The sequence below is a fragment of the Qipengyuania proteolytica genome, assembly GCF_019711565.1.
GTDB lineage: Bacteria > Pseudomonadota > Alphaproteobacteria > Sphingomonadales > Sphingomonadaceae > Qipengyuania > Qipengyuania proteolytica.
Genome location: NZ_JAIGNN010000002.1, coordinates 774178 through 789410, shown reverse-complemented (window position 1 = coordinate 789410; position 15233 = coordinate 774178). Strand labels below are relative to the sequence as shown.

Annotated in this window: 16 protein-coding genes; 8 read left to right on the top strand and 8 right to left on the bottom strand. The window is 66.0% G+C overall.

The annotated features are described in order from the left end of the window. Window positions 1-21: 21 nt before the first annotated feature. Window positions 22-735: a TIGR02186 family protein gene (locus K3172_RS12785; protein ID WP_221591197.1), complete on the top strand. Its 714-nt coding sequence runs from the start codon at window positions 22-24 to the stop codon at window positions 733-735. A 98-nt stretch (window positions 736-833) separates the two neighbouring features. Next, window positions 834-2807, top strand: a complete 1974-nt coding sequence (locus K3172_RS12780; protein ID WP_247718165.1) for an ATP-binding protein — start codon at window positions 834-836, stop codon at window positions 2805-2807. Here the strand turns inward: K3172_RS12780 and K3172_RS12775 are convergent. Together K3172_RS12775 and K3172_RS12770 are read right to left on the bottom strand one after the other, a co-directional pair. Beyond that, on the bottom strand, window positions 2804-3538 hold the full coding sequence (locus tag K3172_RS12775) for a 7-carboxy-7-deazaguanine synthase QueE (RefSeq protein ID WP_221590603.1): 735 nt from the start codon (window positions 3536-3538) through the stop codon (window positions 2804-2806). The genes K3172_RS12780 and K3172_RS12775 overlap by 4 nt on opposite strands. A gap of 298 nt (window positions 3539-3836) precedes the next feature. Continuing rightward, window positions 3837-6545, bottom strand: coding sequence for a valine--tRNA ligase (locus K3172_RS12770; protein WP_221590602.1), 2709 nt, complete (start codon window positions 6543-6545; stop codon window positions 3837-3839). Between the two features lie 223 nt (window positions 6546-6768). Here K3172_RS12770 and K3172_RS12765 point away from each other — a divergent pair, with 223 nt between their 5' ends. The 4 genes from K3172_RS12765 to K3172_RS12750 are packed head-to-tail and all read left to right on the top strand — an operon-like array spanning window position 6769 to window position 10337. After that, a complete protein-coding gene (locus K3172_RS12765) occupies window positions 6769-7881 on the top strand; it encodes an ABC transporter permease (protein WP_221590600.1) in 1113 nt (370 codons plus the stop codon). Next, the gene (locus K3172_RS12760; RefSeq protein ID WP_221590598.1) at window positions 7881-8783 is read left to right on the top strand and encodes an ABC transporter ATP-binding protein; all 903 of its coding nucleotides are present in this window, start codon (window positions 7881-7883) and stop codon (window positions 8781-8783) included. Before K3172_RS12765 ends, K3172_RS12760 begins: the two co-directional genes overlap by 1 nt. 10 nt (window positions 8784-8793) lie before the next feature. Beyond that, window positions 8794-9741, top strand: a complete 948-nt coding sequence (locus tag K3172_RS12755) for an MlaD family protein (protein WP_221590596.1) — start codon at window positions 8794-8796, stop codon at window positions 9739-9741. Between the two features lie 11 nt (window positions 9742-9752). Then, complete coding sequence (locus K3172_RS12750) at window positions 9753-10337, top strand: ABC-type transport auxiliary lipoprotein family protein (RefSeq protein ID WP_221590594.1); 585 nt, start codon at window positions 9753-9755, stop codon at window positions 10335-10337. A gap of 4 nt (window positions 10338-10341) precedes the next feature. On the opposite strand, the gene K3172_RS12745 is transcribed toward K3172_RS12750, so the two are convergent. The 6 genes from K3172_RS12745 to K3172_RS12720 are packed head-to-tail and all read right to left on the bottom strand — an operon-like array spanning window position 10342 to window position 14025. Beyond that, a complete protein-coding gene (locus K3172_RS12745; protein ID WP_221590593.1) occupies window positions 10342-11040 on the bottom strand; it encodes an ATP12 family chaperone protein in 699 nt (232 codons plus the stop codon). Continuing rightward, entirely contained in the window at window positions 11037-11249 is a 213-nt protein-coding gene (locus K3172_RS12740) for a hypothetical protein (protein ID WP_221590591.1), read from the bottom strand. Before K3172_RS12740 ends, K3172_RS12745 begins: the two co-directional genes overlap by 4 nt. Then, window positions 11236-11895: an HAD-IA family hydrolase gene (locus K3172_RS12735; protein ID WP_221590589.1), complete on the bottom strand. Its 660-nt coding sequence runs from the start codon at window positions 11893-11895 to the stop codon at window positions 11236-11238. The genes K3172_RS12740 and K3172_RS12735 overlap by 14 nt, the downstream gene beginning before the upstream one ends. Next, window positions 11892-12491, bottom strand: a complete 600-nt coding sequence (locus K3172_RS12730) for an FMN-binding negative transcriptional regulator (RefSeq protein WP_221590587.1) — start codon at window positions 12489-12491, stop codon at window positions 11892-11894. The genes K3172_RS12735 and K3172_RS12730 overlap by 4 nt, the downstream gene beginning before the upstream one ends. Continuing rightward, window positions 12491-13618, bottom strand: coding sequence for an RluA family pseudouridine synthase (locus tag K3172_RS12725; RefSeq protein ID WP_221590586.1), 1128 nt, complete (start codon window positions 13616-13618; stop codon window positions 12491-12493). The genes K3172_RS12730 and K3172_RS12725 overlap by 1 nt, the downstream gene beginning before the upstream one ends. After that, window positions 13615-14025, bottom strand: coding sequence for a CrcB family protein (locus tag K3172_RS12720; protein ID WP_221590584.1), 411 nt, complete (start codon window positions 14023-14025; stop codon window positions 13615-13617). The genes K3172_RS12725 and K3172_RS12720 overlap by 4 nt, the downstream gene beginning before the upstream one ends. Before the next feature lie 227 nt (window positions 14026-14252). Between K3172_RS12720 and rpsU the strand changes: the two genes are divergently transcribed. Together rpsU and K3172_RS12710 are read left to right on the top strand one after the other, a co-directional pair. Continuing rightward, window positions 14253-14459, top strand: a complete 207-nt coding sequence (gene rpsU, locus K3172_RS12715; protein ID WP_066772550.1) for a 30S ribosomal protein S21 — start codon at window positions 14253-14255, stop codon at window positions 14457-14459. A gap of 133 nt (window positions 14460-14592) precedes the next feature. Continuing rightward, window positions 14593-15156: an FKBP-type peptidyl-prolyl cis-trans isomerase gene (locus K3172_RS12710; protein WP_221590582.1), complete on the top strand. Its 564-nt coding sequence runs from the start codon at window positions 14593-14595 to the stop codon at window positions 15154-15156. The last annotated feature ends 77 nt before the right edge of the window (window positions 15157-15233 follow it).

The window sequence follows — 15233 nt, the reverse complement described above, 5'->3', positions numbered from 1 at the left end:
CTCCTTTGCGCCTTCGTGCTGATGGGCCAGCGCGACCCCATCCTCGTGCCCGAGGTCAGCCAGCACGAGGTGCAGGTGCGGCAGGGCTTCACCGGTACCGAACTGCTGCTGTTCGGGGCGATCCTCGATCCCGGCGGACGCGCGGCGGGCAGCGAATACGACATCGTCGTGGTGCTCAAGGGACCGTCGGAAGCCGCCCGCCTGCGCGAGAAGGAGCGCTTCGTCGGCGTCTGGGTGAACGCGGCCAGCACCGATTTCCGCTCGGTCCCGTCCTTCTTCGCAGTCGCCTCCTCGCGGCCAGTCAGCGAAATCGTCGACGAGAAGACCGCGGCGATCTACGAATTCGGCACCGACTATATCCAGCTCAGCCCGAGCGGGGTGATCGACACCGAGGAACAGGCGCGTTTTTCCGCCGGTCTGGTCGATCTCAAGACCCGCCAGCAGCTCTACAAGCAGGACTTCGGCGGCGTCCAGATCAGCGAGCAGGTGCTCTACCAGGCGCGCATCACGCTGCCCTCCAATGTCACCACCGGCACCTATACGGCAGAAACCTTCGCGGTGAGCCGGGGACGCGTCATCGCCTCGGCGCAGTCCGAGGTGGAAGTCGCCAAGGTCGGGTTCGAGAAGCTGGTGGCCGACTATTCGCAGGACTGGTCGCTCGTCTACGGCCTGCTCGCCGTGATGCTGTCGGTCGGCATGGGGTGGCTCGCGGGTCGCCTCTTCGCGATGATCTGAGGCCCCACAGCCGTTAACGTTGACCGGATTTTAACCGCTCTCGGGCACATCAGCCAGGCATGCGCGCGGTGCGCAAACCTTGGGGGCCAAGCCGACCGATGACCGATATGGGCAATCCGAACTTCCGCACTTTCGATCCTGCGAAGGAAGCCGGGGCCGAGCCGCCGCAGCCGCGCGGCAACTCGCTGCGCGACCGGATCCGCCGGAGCGAGCAAGGTGCGAGCATCGGCGGCGCGCCGGTGCAGTCGCGCTCGGGCTATGTCCACAATCCCCAGCCGAGCGAGTCGCAACCCGAGGCGCAGCAGCACGACGTCGCCATGCAGCCCGCACCGCCGGTCGAGGAACCGGTCGTCGAGCCGGTCGGCGAGAGCGCCCCGCCGCCGATCCCGTCCCCGCCGTCGCAGCAGGCCCAGCCGCGACCCGAGGTGACAGAGCAAATCGAAGCGCGCGCCCCGAAGAAGGAAGAGCCCAACACCAACGCCGCGCAGCCGATCGGGGTGGTGCTGGAAATCTCCGGCGCCGGCTCGATGATCGCGATCGACCTGCAGCGCCTCAGCGAGTGCTCCGAGGACGACGATCCCTCGGTCGCCATGGCCGGGCAGGTCGGCAGCCAGATCAAGATCCGCGTTGGCGGCAGCTGGCTGCTCGCCAGCGTCCGCAACCAGCGGCAGGACCGCAAGGCCGGCTCGATCCTCGCCAACATCGACTTCCTCGGCGAAGGCGTCGAGGAAAAGCTCACCGGTCGCCTGCACGGCTTCCGCCGCGGTGTGACCCGCTATCCGGTGCCGGGCGGCCTCGTCTATCCGGCGACCACCGCCGACCTCAAGCAGGTCTATGCCAGCGACGGCCGCAGCGCGGTCACCATCGGCAAGGTCTATCCGACCAAGGACATCCGCGCCGGGATCTATATCGACGCCATGCTGGGCAAGCACTTCGCGCTGCTCGGTTCGACCGGTACCGGTAAGTCGACCAGCGCCGCGCTGATCCTGCACCGCATCTGCGAAGCGGCGCCCGAAGGCCACATCGTCATGGTCGACCCGCACGGCGAATATTCGGCGGCCTTCCGCAACACCGGCGTCATTCTCGACGTGTCGAACCTGCAGATGCCCTACTGGATCATGAACTTCGAGGAACACTGCGAAGTGCTGCTGACCTCGCAGGGCAACGACCGGCAGGTCGACGAAGACATCCTCGCCAAGTGCCTGCTCAAGGCGCGCAGCAAGAGCCGCCTTGCCGAAAGCATGGGCAAGATCACCGTCGATTCGCCGATCCCCTACCTGCTGTCCGACCTCTCGAACGAGATCCAGGACCAGATGGGCAAGCTCGACAAGGCGACCACCTCGGCCCCCTATATGCGGATCAAGAACAAGCTCGACGAGCTCAAGGGCGATCCGCGCTACCAGTTCATGTTCTCGGGCATGCTGGTGGGCGATTCCATGGCCGAGTTCATCGGCAAGGTCTTCCGCATGCCCTCAAACGGCAAGCCGATCTCGATCATCGACGTCTCGGGCGTGCCGTCGGACATCACCGCGACCGTGGTCGCCGTGCTCAGCCGGCTGGTATTCGACTTCGCCATCTGGGGCCGCGAGGAACGCACCTCGCCGATCCTGCTGGTCTGCGAGGAGGCGCACCGCTACGTGCCCTCCGAAAAGAACGCCGACGGCAACTCGGTCGGCAAGATCCTCAGCCGCATCGCCAAGGAAGGCCGTAAGTACGGCATCAGCCTCGGCCTGATCACGCAGCGTCCATCGGACCTTGCCGAAGGCGTGCTGTCGCAGTGCGGCACGATCATCTCGATGCGCCTCAACAACGACCGCGACCAGGACTTCGTCCGCGCGGCCATGCCCGAAGGCGCGCGTGGCTTCCTCGACGCGATCCCGGCGCTGCGCAATCGCGAGTGCATCATCTGCGGCGAGGGTGTCGCCATCCCGATCCGCGTGAGCTTCGACAATCTCGAGGAGGCCAAGCGGCCCGCCTCGGAAGACCCAAGCTTCGTCGAGCTGTGGAACCAGACCGGCGGCGAAGAGGATATCGTCGAACGGACCGTGCAGCGCTGGCGGAGCCAGGGTTAGGTTCCTCTCGTATCCCCGAACAGGTGGATATGCAGCCGGTCGCTCAGGCGCAAACCATGTTCGACGCATAGCGGGGCGAGCCACTTTTCGCGGGCCCGCAGGGTTTCGCTGTCGGTGCCTTCGGGCATCAGGAATACGTGGCCGGGCTTGAATCGGTAGCGGTCTCTCAGCGCCAGCACTTCGTCCACATCCGCGGGCTCGGCGATCACGAACTTGAACCACGCGCGCGGGTCGGTGGCGTAGGCGTCGAGCCGCTCGGGCAGCAGCGCGAGCTCGGCCGGATTGCCGCTATGCGCCAGCTTGGGGCTGACGTTGAACTGGTCGATCCGGATATCGAGCGCTGCCGGGGCCTTCGTGGTCCCGTTGGTTTCGATCTCGACCGAAATGTCAGGCAGCAGGTCGAGCAGCCGTGCGAGTGCCGGGGCCTGAAGCAAAGGCTCGCCGCCGGTGATGACGAGGCGCTTCTGACCGAGCGCGGTGATCCGTGCAGCCACCTCTTCCTCGTCAAGCGTGGACTGGTTGGCCTGTCGCTCGAAGGAGATACCATCGCGATGCGGGCGATTGTCGCCTTCGAAGTGCCATGTATAGGCCGTGTCGCACCACACGCAGGCAAGGTTGCAGCGCGACAGCCGCATGAAGGCGACCGGCATGCCCGCACTGGGTCCTTCGCCCTGGACGGAGGCGAAAATCTCAGGCCCGCCGGTGTCGTCGGTGGCGAGGACTAGCGGCATCGCAGTCCCTGCGTGCAGGACGAAGGCGACAAAGGCGACTTCGGTGTCGCCTTCAAAAACCGTGTATTTGTAGTCACTTGATACCCTTAAGGCGACACTCAGGCTGTTTTTCGGCCCCCTTTTGCGTGGCTGAGGGGTGAGCACCTTTCCGTCATGCCACGCTCGGCACGTGTAGGAAACATCGAGGTGCACAGGGTTGGCGCGTGGCCTTCGACAAGCTCAGGCTGAGCGGAAGTTTGTGAATGGCCGAGAGCCCACACCCGCTCGTCCTGAGCCTGTCGAAGGACAGGCACGACTCTCACCCCAACCGCGCCAACGCAGCCTTGAGCCGCTCGGTCTCCGCCACATGATGCGCATGATCCGCGCGGGCCTTTTCGACCGCTTCGGGCTTGGCGCGCTCGACGAAATTGGCATTCGACAGCCGCCCTTCGAGCGATTTCGCTTCCTTGGCCGAGGTTTCGAGCGCCTTGGCAAGGCGCGCTTTCTCGGCCTCGATATCGATCACGCCTTCGAGCGGGATGACGAACTCGTCCTCGCCTGCAGCGATCTGCATCGCGGCCCCGGCAGGCGCTTCGCCGAAGGTCACCGGGGTCAGGCGCGCAAGGCGCTCGATCGCCGCGCCATTGGCTTCGACCACGCGCTTGCCGAGCGGCGAGGGCGATGGGACGAATGCAGCCAGCTTCGCGCCCGGCGCGATGCCGAGTTCGTTCTTCGCCGTGCGCGTGGCGGAGGTGAGCGCGATCAGCCAGTCGATCTCCGCCTTGGCTTCCGCATCCACGCTCGCACCCGGTTCCGGCCACTTGGCGGTGATCAGCGGATAGTGGGCGCGCTCGCCCTGCTTCGACCACAGCTCTTCGGTGATGAAGGGCATGAAGGGGTGCAGCATGACGAGGATCTGGTCGAGCACCCAGCCGGCGACGGCCTTGGTCTCGTCGTCGATCTGGCCCTTGATCAGTTCCAGATACCAGTCGCAGAACCGGTCCCACACGAAGTGGTAGATCGTGTTGGCGGCGGCATCGAAGCGCAGCTCGCCCAGCGCCTTGTCGAGCGCGTCCTTGGTTTCGACCACCTCGCCGATGATCCAGCGGTTGACTGCGTGGCTGGCAGCGGGCGCGGCCAGCGTCTCGCTCGCGCCGATGCCGTTCGCCTGGCAGAAGCGCGTCGCATTCCACAGCTTGGTCGCGAAGTTGCGATAGCCCTCGATGCGCCGGTCATCCATCTTGATGTCGCGGCCCTGGCTTTCCATCGCCGCCATGAAGAAGCGTAGCGCATCGGCGCCGTACTGGTCGATCAGGCCGAGCGGATCGACGACATTGCCCTTGGACTTGGACATCTTCTGCCCGTCCGCCGCACGCACGAGGCCGTGGAGGTAGAGCTTGGGCCACGGCGCCTGGCCGGTGTTGAAATAGCCCGCCATCATCATCCGCGCATCCCAGAAGAACAGGATGTCGAAACCCGAGATCAGCAGATTGTTCGGGTAATGCTTGGCGAGCAGATCGGCGTTGTCCGGCCAGCCGAGCGTGGCGAAGGGCCACAGGGCGGAGGAGAACCACGTGTCGAGCACGTCCTCGTCGCGGGTCAAGGCGACGCCTTCGCCTGCCTGCGCCTGCGCCTCGGCTTCGGTCATTGCGACGTATGCCTTGCCGTCGACATCGTACCACGCCGGGATCCGGTGCCCCCACCACAACTGGCGGCTGACACACCACGGCTGGATGTTCTCCATCCAGTTGAAAAAGGTTTTTTCCCACGTCTTCGGGACGATCTCGATCTCGCCGGACTTCACCGCCGCGATCGGCTTTTTCGAGAGTTCGGCGGCGTCGACATACCACTGGTCGGTCAGCCACGGCTCGATCACCACACCGCCACGGTCGCCGAAGGGCGTCGCGATGGTGCGCGGTTCGGCATCGTGTTCGACCGGCTCGCCGTCCTTGTCCCTGGTGACATGCGGGATGAGGAAGCCCAGTTCCTTCATCCGCGCCACGACCAGCTCGCGCGCGCCGTCCACGCCATCGCGCTTGAAACGGTGCAGGCCGACGAACTCCTCCGGCACCAGCCCGTCGGCGGTCTGGCAGACATTGGCTTCGGCATCGAGCATGTTGAGCATCTCGCCCGGCGCGAACCCGGCGCGCTTGCCCACCTCGAAATCGTTGAAGTCGTGGCCCGGCGTGATCTTCACGCAGCCCGAACCGAGCGCGGGATCGGCATGTTCGTCGGCCACCACCTTGAAGCGGCGCCCGGTGATCGGCTGGAGGATATCCTTGCCGACTACCGAGGCGTAGCGCTCGTCATCCGGATGCACCGCCACGGCCATGTCGGCGAGCATGGTTTCGGGCCGCGTCGTGGCGACGACGAGGTAATCCTTGCCCTCTGCCGTCGTGACACCGTCGGCGAGCGGGTATTTGAAGTGCCAGAAGCTGCCCTTGACGTCCTGCGTCTCGACCTCGAGGTCGGAAATCGCGGTCTTGAGCTTGGGATCCCAGTTCACCAGCCGCTTGTCGCGGTAGATCAGGCCCTTGTTGTAGAGATCGACGAACACCTTGAGCACGGCGTCGGTGAAATGCGGGTCCATCGTGAACTGCTCGCGGCTCCAGTCCATCGAACAGCCGAGCCGGCGCAGCTGGCGAGTGATCGTGCCGCCGCTTTCTTCCTTCCACTCCCACACCTTCGCGACGAAGTCTTCGCGCGAGTAATTGGTGCGCTTGTCCTGCTGCGCCTCGAGCTGGCGTTCGACCACCATCTGCGTCGCGATGCCCGCGTGGTCGGTGCCGACCACCCACAGCGCGTCCTTGCCGCGCAACCGCTCGTAACGGATCATCACGTCCTGCAGCGTGTTGTCGAGCGCGTGGCCGATGTGGAGGCTGCCGGTGACGTTCGGCGGCGGGTTGACGATGGTATAGGGCTCGGCGTCCGGCCGCGCGGGACGGAACAGGCCGTTGTCTTCCCAATGCGCGTACCAGCGCGCCTCGATCTCGGCGGGGTCGAAAGTCTTGTCGAGTTCAGTGCTCATTTTTCTGTTCGCTCACGCTCACTTTCGGTTCCGGCCCTCTCCCCCTCCCGACCACCCGATAGCATGCGCCGATAGCCTATCGGGTGGTCGGGAGGGGGAGAGGGCCGGTGCCGCTCAATCGGGTACGCCTTTGCCAGCGCCCATGCTGCGATGCAACGTTCCTCTGGCAAGTCGGGCATAGGCGCTTGTTATGTGCCGGATTTCCCCGCATAGCTTCGCCCCGATGAGTGGCCTGGCGCAATACGAGCTTCAACAGGGGGATGGCGGGGCGAGCGTTCTGGCGCTGTCCGGCCCCTATCTCGTGTCGACCGTCGGCGCCGTGGACGCCGAATTGCGCGCGCTCGAAGGCCCGATCGCGAAGGTCGACCTGTCCGGGCTTAGCGAGATCGACACGGTCGGCGCCTGGATCGCGTGCAGCCTTGCGACCGAGCACGAGGCCGAGATCGTCGGCGCGAGCGACCGGGCGACCCGCCTGATCAGCGCGCTCGACGGGACACGGGGCGAGGAAGAGATCGCCGCGCCGCGTCTGCCGGTCTGGGAACGCGTGCCCGCAGCGATGGGCGAAAAGGTGTTCGGCGCGCGCCGGGGCGTGATCGGCGTCATCGGTTTCCTGGGGGCGCTGATCGCGGCAACGGGCACGTTGATCCGCCATCCGCGCCGCTTCCGCTGGCTGGCGCTTGTCCGCCAGCTCGAGCTGGTCGGGGTGAGCGCACTGCCGATCGTCGGCTTGATGAGCTTCCTGATCGGGATCGTGATCGCGCAGCAGGGCGCGGTGCAGCTGGCGCAGTTCGGGGCGGAAACGCTGACAGTGAACCTCGTCGGCCGGATTACCCTGCGCGAACTGGGCGTGCTGATGACCGCAATCATGGTCGCGGGCCGGTCGGGTTCCGCCTTCGCGGCGCAACTTGGCACGATGAAACTGACCGAGGAAGTCGACGCCATGCGCACGATCGGCATCGCGCCGATGGAGGCGCTGGTGATCCCGCGCATCCTTGCCGCGGTGCTGATGATGCCGCTGCTCGGCTTCTATGCGTCGGGTGTCGCCATCATCGGGGGCGCGGTGATCGGCGACGTGATGCTCGGCATTCCGTTCTGGACCTTCCTCGCGCGCATCCAGGACGTGGTGCCGATCTACGATCTGTGGGTCGGCCTGATCAAGGCACCGGTCTTCGGCCTGATCGTTGCGCTCGCGGGCTGCTATCACGGCATGCAGGTCGAAGGGAATTCGGAACAGGTCGGCCTGCGCACGACCATGGCGGTGGTCTCGGCGATCTTTGCGGTAATCGTGATCGACGCTTTCTTCGCGGTGTTCTTCACCGAGATCGGGTGGGGCTGATGGCGGAAGACGAAACCGGCCGCCAGCTCGGACGCCACGAACGCTATCGCGGCGACTATCCGATCGTGGTCGAAGGGCTGAAGAACCAGTTCGGCGAACAGGTGGTCCACGAGAATCTCGACCTCAAGGTGAGGCGCGGCGAGATCCTCGGAGTGGTCGGCGGCTCGGGCACGGGCAAGAGCGTGCTGATGCGCTCGATCATCGGGCTGCAGACGCCGACCGAAGGCGACATCAAGGTGTTCGGGCGATCGATCACCAAGGCCGACCCCGACGCGGAAATCGGCGTGCGCAACCGCTGGGGCGTGCTGTTCCAGGGCGGTGCGCTGTTCTCGACGCTGACGGTGGGCGAGAACGTGCAGGTACCGCTCAAGCAGTTCTATCCCGAGATCAGGCCAGAGCTGCTGGAGGAGATCGCGCGGTTCAAGACGGTGCTGTCGGGCCTGCCGGAAGAGGCGGCGAGCAAGTTTCCGAGCGAGCTGTCGGGGGGCATGAAGAAGCGCGCCGGCCTCGCCCGTGCGCTGGCGCTCGATCCCGAACTGCTGTTCCTCGACGAGCCGACCGCGGGCCTCGACCCGATCGGCGCGGCGGCCTTCGACCGGCTGACGCGGGAACTGAAGGAAACGCTGGGCCTCACCGTGTTCCTCATCACCCACGACCTCGATACGCTGCACGAAATCTGCGACCGGGTGGCGGTTCTGGCCGACAAGCGCGTGATCGCGGTCGATACCGTGCCCAACCTGATGCAGCTCGACCACCCGTGGATACAGGAATATTTCAACGGCCCGCGCGGCCGCGCAGCGCTGACGGCACAGGCGCTCGACGAGCTGCGCCGCCACATGGACAATCCCATCGCCGCCCACGCGGTCAAAGCGTTGGACAACTCCCACGATAAGAGGGCATAGGGCTTAACGCATGGAAACGCGGGCAAATCATGTTTGGGTGGGGGCGGTTACACTCCTGATCCTCGGTGCGCTGGCGCTGTTCATCGTCTGGCTCGCGCGGCTCGGTGGCGGGGAGAAGAAGGAATACGACATCTTCTTCAAGGAAAGCGTGTCGGGCCTTGCCGGAGGCAGCGCGGTGAGCTTCGCGGGCGTCCCCGTGGGGCAGGTCAGCCAGATCGTCCTGTGGGACAAGGACCCCGAGTTCGTCCGCGTGCGGATCACCGTGGACGAAGAGGTGCCGATCCTCGTCGGAACCACCGCCACGATCCAGGGCAGCTTCACCGGCGTCTCGACCATCCTGCTCGACGGGGCACGCACGGGCGCGCCACCGATTTCCTGCGAAACCACCGCCTGCACCGAAGGCGTGCCGATCATCCCGCCCAAGCCCGGCGGGCTGGGCGAACTGCTGTCCAACGCGCCGCTGCTGCTGGAGCGGCTGGCAACGCTGACCGAACGGCTGACCCAGCTGCTGGACGACAAGAACCAGGGCGAGATCGCCGGAATTCTCGCTAACACCAACCAGATGACCGCCGATCTCGCGCAGGTCGCACCGCAGATCGAGCGCACGATGGGCGAACTGCAGGTGACGCTGCGCGAAGCGTCCGAAGCGCTCGACCAGTTCGAGAAGGTGACCGCATCGACCGACCGCCTGCTCAACAGCGAAGGCGAACAGCTGGCGAAGCAGCTGCGCGAGACGCTCAAATCCGCGAGCGGCGCGGCGAACGAACTCGAAGCCACACTCGCCGAAGCGCGGCCCGCCACCAAGCAATTGACCGAGAGTACCTTGCCGGCAGCCGAGGCGACCATGCGTGACCTGCGCGCGACCAGCAAGGCGCTGCGCGACGTGACCGAGAAAATCGACGAGAAGGGGGCGGGCGCTCTGCTCGGTTCGCAGCCGCTGCCCGATTACAAGCCGTGAGGGGCCTGCGCATGATCCGCATCACCAAATTCGCCGCGCTCGCGCCGGCCCTGCTGCTCGGCGGGTGCCTCAGCCTCGGCGGCGAAGCACCCGAAAGCCTGCTGACGCTCACGCCTTCGGCCATGGCGCCAGCGGGGTCGGGCTCGCAGGGCGCGCAGGGCAGCGCGCTGGCGATCGTGCCGTTCGAAGCGACCAAGGCGCTCGACGTCACTCGCGTACCGGTGCAGGTCACCGATACCGAACTCGCCTATCTGCAGGATGCCTTCTGGGTCGACCGGCCTGCGCGCCTGTTCGCGCAGCTGGTCGCGGAAACGATCCGCACCCGCTCGAACAGGGTGGTGGTCGATGGCGACGATCCGGGGGTCAATGCGGTCGACCGGCTGCAGGGCACCCTGCGCAGCTTCGGCTATGATGCGCGCACCTCCGAAGTCGTGGTGATCTTCGATGCGGTCCGCAATGGGGAAGGTTCCACCGTCGTCACCCGCCGCTTCGAAGCGCGCCAACCGGTGGCCGCGCCGGAAACCGCCTTCGTCGGCCCGGCGCTAAACGCTGCGGCGAACGACGTGGCCGGGCAGGTCGCCGACTGGGTCGGCTGATCCGCTAGCTGGTCGCCAGCGCCACGAAGACCTGCGCGGCCGAGAACTCGTCGGCCTTGCGGGAGCGCTTTTCTTCCGCCTCTTCCTCGCGGCCCCATTGTTCGGCCTGCCATTCCTCCTCGAGGTTGGCATCGCGCCATAGCAGCATCGGATCGTTGATCGCCTCGTCATTGGCGAGCAGCGCCACGGCCAGCGAGGCCGCGAGCGAGGCCATCGCCGTCAGGCCCGACAGGGTGAAATCGTCGAGCGTTTCCAGATGCGCCTTCAGCCGGGCCAGTGTTTCGGGCGGCTGCGGCCGGTGGATGATGCCGCTGACCCGCTGGAAGCGCACGGCGTGCTTTTCCTCCAGATGGCCGAGCAGCGGCTCCCAGCACTCCTGCTGCCTGGCGAAGAAGGGCTCGTCCGGGTCGGCGCGATAGCACAGCGTATCGGTTTCGGCATAGGCGAGCAGCTTGGCGATCGTGGCGTCGCGATCCGGGCCGATCACGTCGATTGCGAAATCGGTATGATCGCGAAACAAGAAGCTCTTCGGGTCGATCTTCTCGCCCTGCTGAACCCATTCGGCAGCCAGCGCGTGGGCGAGGGTGGCGCCGGGAACGACCTGCTGCCGGCCGCCCTGCGTCTTGATGCCGCGGCCGTCGAGCATGACCTGCCAGCCATCGCCCGCCTGTGCGACCGTCACGTCCTGATAGAAGCGTTTCATTGGTCCGGTGTCTTCCAGCGCTTGGCGAGCACGATCGGGACGATGAAGAAATCCACCGCGCCTAGGACGAGGAAGATCGCGCCGACGATCTGCGGCAGGTCGACGATCTTGCCGAGGATGAGCGCGCCGAAGATGGCGAGCGCCATGCCGCTGAGGCGCATCGCTTGCATGATCCAGAAGCGATTTGCGGCGGGATCAGGCTGGGGCACGGATCAACTCCTCCAATTGCGCCATGGTTTCGGCCACGGCGCTTGCGCCGGTGTGCAGCAGCTCGCGCGGTTCGTGATAGCCCCAGGCGACGCCGATGGCGCGCACCCCGGCGGCTTGCGCCATCTCCATGTCGAAGCTGGTATCGCCGATCATCACGGCCTGGCCGGCTTCGACACCCGTTTCGGCCAGCGCAGCTTCGAGCATGGCGGGGTGCGGCTTGGAGGGATAGCGGTCGGCCCCGTGCAACGTCGCGAAGAGGTGCTTCACCTCATGCGTTTCGAGGCAGGCATGGAGGCCACGGTCGCTCTTGCCCGTGGCCACCCCGAGCAGCCAGCCATCGGCAGAGAGCGTCTCGAGCAATTCGCGCATGCCGTCATACAGGGGTTCGCGGAGGTGGCCGGAAAGGCGCGTTTCGCGGAAGATGTCCTTGTAGGCCTCGATCACCCGCAGCCGGTCGACCTCGCCTGCATCCATCATCAGCTGGCGCACGGCGAGCGGCAGGCTCAGCCCGACCGTGCGGCGGATGGCGTTACGATCCGGGGGCGGGCTGCCGATGGCGCCGAAGGCGCGCTCCATCGTCTCGCACACCGCCGCCTGCCCGTCGACCAGCGTGCCGTCGCAGTCGAAGATGGCGAGCCTGCTCATGCCGCCACCTGCCGCATCCAGCGGGCGAGTTCGGGGTTCCCTGCCTGCGAGATACCGGCGACGATGGCCGCATGCTCGGCGCCCGCTTTCTTCTGCGAGAGCTTGAGCGTCGGACGCCAGTTTTCGACCTGCATCTCGAATCCGCCGATGCCGCGGAACAGCCGGCTCCATGTCGCCTCGCTCGATTCCGATGCGAGCCATTGCTCGCCGCCTAACCTCCCTTCGAATTTCGCAATCACCGCGTGAAGGAAAGCTTCGAGCTCCGCGCCCGGCATTGGCTCGACCGTGCCCTCCATTTCCAGCGCGACGTAGTCCCAAGTGGGCACCGTGTCGCGCTCGGCATACCAGCGCGGGCTGACATAGCCATGCGGCCCGTTGACCGTGATCAGCGCGCGCGCGCCGGCAAGGTGCGGCGTCAGTGCATTGCCGCGCGAGAGGTGGAAGCGGACGCGCCCGTCGCCCATCGATAGCAGCGGGGTGTGCGCCACGCGCGGCCCGTCCGGCGTGGTCAGGAACACCATCCCGAAGCCGATCTCGTCGAGCAGGCCTTCGAGCAGCGCCCGGTCCTCGCTACGGAAGAGCGGGTTGGGGTGCATCAGCGTTTGCCCTTGGGCTTCGATGCGGGCTTTCCGCCCGAACCTCCGCGTGCGCGGCGCGGGCCGCGCTGGGACTTGCGATAGTTCTTCGCGTGCTGGCGCGCCTGCTGCTTCTTTTCCTCGCGACTCTTGGGCGGAGGGTCGTCGCGCATCGGCGTCGCGTCGCTGGCGCTCTCCTGGAAGCCGAGTTGCTCCATGCTCGCCGCGAAATGCTCCGGCAGGTCGGCGGTCACGTCGAGCTTGCCGCCATCGGGGCTGTCGATGATCAGGCGGCGGGCGTGCAAGTGCATCTTGCGACTGATCGAGCCGGTCAGGAAGGCGTCCTTGCCGCCATACTTGCCGTCGCCGACGATCGGATTGCCCATCGCCGCGCAGTGCACGCGCAGCTGGTGCGTGCGACCGGTGAGCGGCTGTAGTTCGACCCATGCGGCCTTGTTGCCGACATAGTCGACCACGCGGTACTTGGTCTTCGCCGGCTGGCCGCCCTCATGATCGACATGCATCTTCTCGCCGCCCGAGCCGGGCTGCTTGGCGAGCGGGGCCTCGATCACGCCTTCCTTGATATCGGGCACGCCGACCACCAGCGCCCAGTAGATCTTCTTGGCGCTGCGGCCGGAAAAGCGCTTGGAGAAGAAGGCCGCGCTGCCCGGCGTCCGCGCGATCAGCAGGACGCCCGAAGTATCCTTGTCGAGCCGGTGGACGAGGCGCGGGCGGACGTCGTCCTCGCCCGGCGCAAAGGCATCCAGCAGGCCGTCGACATGGTGCGTGGTGCCGGTCCCGCCCTGCGTCGCGAGGCCCGGCGGCTTGTTGAGCACGATCGCGCCCTTGGTCTGCTTGACGACCATGTCCTGCGCCTGGCTGATCTCCTCGGCGGTCAGCTCGCGCTTCGCTTTCGGCTTCTTGTGCGGCGCATCCCCGCCCGGGGGTACGCGGATCTGCTGGCCCGCCGCGATCCGGTCGTCGGGCTTGGCACGCTTGCCGTCGACGCGGATCTGGCCGGTGCGCGCCCACTTACTGACCGTGCCGAAGCCGATTTGCGGCAGGTGGCGCTTGAACCAGCGATCGAGCCGGACGCCGTCGTCGTCCTGCTCGACGGTGAACATGCGAACTTCGTCGGCGGGTTTCATGCGAAGCTCCGCATCAAGGTGAGGCCGAGGATCAGCCCGCTGATGCCGAGCGCGAAGCTCAGCACCGCGTAGAGCCCGGCGAAAAGGTATTGCCCGCGCTCGATCATCAGCACCATCTCGAGGCTGAAGGCGCTGAAGGTCGTGAAGCCGCCGAGCAGGCCAACGCCCAGCAGCAGGCGCAGCTGTTCGCCGCCCGCCGCGCCCCTGAAGGCGAGCCAGCCGGCAAGGAGCCCCATGGCGAGGCTGCCGATCGCGTTCGCGGCGAGAGTCGCCCACGGGAAGATAGTGACCATCTGCACGCCGAGCCAGTGCGTCATGCCACGCCCGAGCTGGTAGCGCAGAACGGCACCGATCGCGCCGCCCAGCGCGACGTTGAGGCTGGCAAGGATAGGAGAATAGGAGGACATTGCCCCGCCCCTAGCGGCTTGCGCGGGAAACGGGAAGCGGCGAGAGCCTCGATCCGAAATCCGGCCAAGGCGCTTGCCTTTTGCCTCTCGAATCCGTATGTGCGCCTCCGTTCGAGCCGATCCGGAACGGATTCGGCGCGTTTTTCGTTTTTTCGACGAACCATATTCAAGGAAGGCAAACCCCGCTGGCGGCGGGCTCTGGCCCGCTCAGTGAGGTGTTTTAGTTTATGCAGATCATCGTTCGCGATAACAATGTCGACCAGGCCCTGCGCGCGCTCAAGAAGAAGCTGCAGCGTGAAGGCGTGTATCGCGAAATGAAGCTGCGTCGCCACTACGAAAAGCCGAGCGAGAAGCGCGCCCGCGAAAAGGCCGCCGCCGTTCGCCGCGCCCGCAAGCTCGAGCGCAAGCGCATGGAGCGTGACGGCGTCAAGTAAGGCCCGTCAGCGAAAGTGGGAACCGGTTTCGCGCCCGGACGGGCCGCCAACCGAAACCCGTTGATTGCGACAACCAGCTAAGCCATGAGGGCGCGGAGAAATCCGCGCCCTTTGCGTATCAGGACGAATTTTCATGACCGAAGTTACCCGCGTTCCCCTCCAGCCCATCGCCAAGGGCTCGCTCACCAAGCTCTGGCTCGGCGTGATTGTCGCCGTGCTGATCGGTGCAGGCCTCGCCTGGGCGGCCATGCCCAAGGGCGTGAGCATCGATACCATCACGGAAGGGACCGGCGATTCGCCCAAGATCGGTGAAGTCGTGTTCGTGAAATATGTCGGCAAGCTCGCCGACGGGACCGAGTTCGACCGTTCGCAGGAACTGCCGATGCCTCCCGGAATGCTGCCCGAAGGCACGCCCATGCTGCTGGAAGAAGGCACGCTGATCCCCGGCTTCATCACCGGCCTCACGCAGATGCGCAAGGGCGGCAAGTACGAGCTCTTCATTCCTTCGGACCAGGCCTATGGCGCCAATCCGCAGCCCGGATCGCCGATCCCGCCCAATGCCGACCTGACCTTCGAAATCGAGGTGGTCGACATCATGAGCCGCGCCGACGTGGAACAGCGCATTCAGGCGCTGCAGGCGATGATGCAGCAACAGCAAGGCCAGCAGGAGGGCGCCGCGCCCGCCCCGGCCCAATAAGGCCGGCCACTCGCTTGAAGCTTCCGGGCGGCGCTGCTAGCGCGCCCGCAACCAGTAAACGCTTAGGAATCGGAGGG

Excerpts from the sequence above, each read along its gene's own strand:
- K3172_RS12750 (WP_221590594.1), top strand. The coding sequence starts at position 9,753 with ATGATCCGCATCACCAAATTCGCCGCGCTCGCGCCGGCCCTGCTGCTC.
- K3172_RS12755 (WP_221590596.1), top strand. The coding sequence starts at position 8,794 with ATGGAAACGCGGGCAAATCATGTTTGGGTGGGGGCGGTTACACTCCTG.
- K3172_RS12770 (WP_221590602.1), bottom strand. The coding sequence starts at position 6,545 with ATGAGCACTGAACTCGACAAGACTTTCGACCCCGCCGAGATCGAGGCG.
- K3172_RS12760 (WP_221590598.1), top strand. The coding sequence starts at position 7,881 with ATGGCGGAAGACGAAACCGGCCGCCAGCTCGGACGCCACGAACGCTAT.
- K3172_RS12765 (WP_221590600.1), top strand. The coding sequence starts at position 6,769 with ATGAGTGGCCTGGCGCAATACGAGCTTCAACAGGGGGATGGCGGGGCG.
- rpsU (WP_066772550.1), top strand. The coding sequence starts at position 14,253 with ATGCAGATCATCGTTCGCGATAACAATGTCGACCAGGCCCTGCGCGCG.
- K3172_RS12745 (WP_221590593.1), bottom strand. The coding sequence starts at position 11,040 with ATGAAACGCTTCTATCAGGACGTGACGGTCGCACAGGCGGGCGATGGC.
- K3172_RS12710 (WP_221590582.1), top strand. The coding sequence starts at position 14,593 with ATGACCGAAGTTACCCGCGTTCCCCTCCAGCCCATCGCCAAGGGCTCG.
- K3172_RS12725 (WP_221590586.1), bottom strand. The coding sequence starts at position 13,618 with ATGAAACCCGCCGACGAAGTTCGCATGTTCACCGTCGAGCAGGACGAC.
- K3172_RS12775 (WP_221590603.1), bottom strand. The coding sequence starts at position 3,538 with ATGCCGCTAGTCCTCGCCACCGACGACACCGGCGGGCCTGAGATTTTC.
- K3172_RS12720 (WP_221590584.1), bottom strand. The coding sequence starts at position 14,025 with ATGTCCTCCTATTCTCCTATCCTTGCCAGCCTCAACGTCGCGCTGGGC.
- K3172_RS12780 (WP_247718165.1), top strand. The coding sequence starts at position 834 with ATGACCGATATGGGCAATCCGAACTTCCGCACTTTCGATCCTGCGAAG.
- K3172_RS12785 (WP_221591197.1), top strand. The coding sequence starts at position 22 with ATGGGCCAGCGCGACCCCATCCTCGTGCCCGAGGTCAGCCAGCACGAG.
- K3172_RS12730 (WP_221590587.1), bottom strand. The coding sequence starts at position 12,491 with ATGCACCCCAACCCGCTCTTCCGTAGCGAGGACCGGGCGCTGCTCGAA.
- K3172_RS12735 (WP_221590589.1), bottom strand. The coding sequence starts at position 11,895 with ATGAGCAGGCTCGCCATCTTCGACTGCGACGGCACGCTGGTCGACGGG.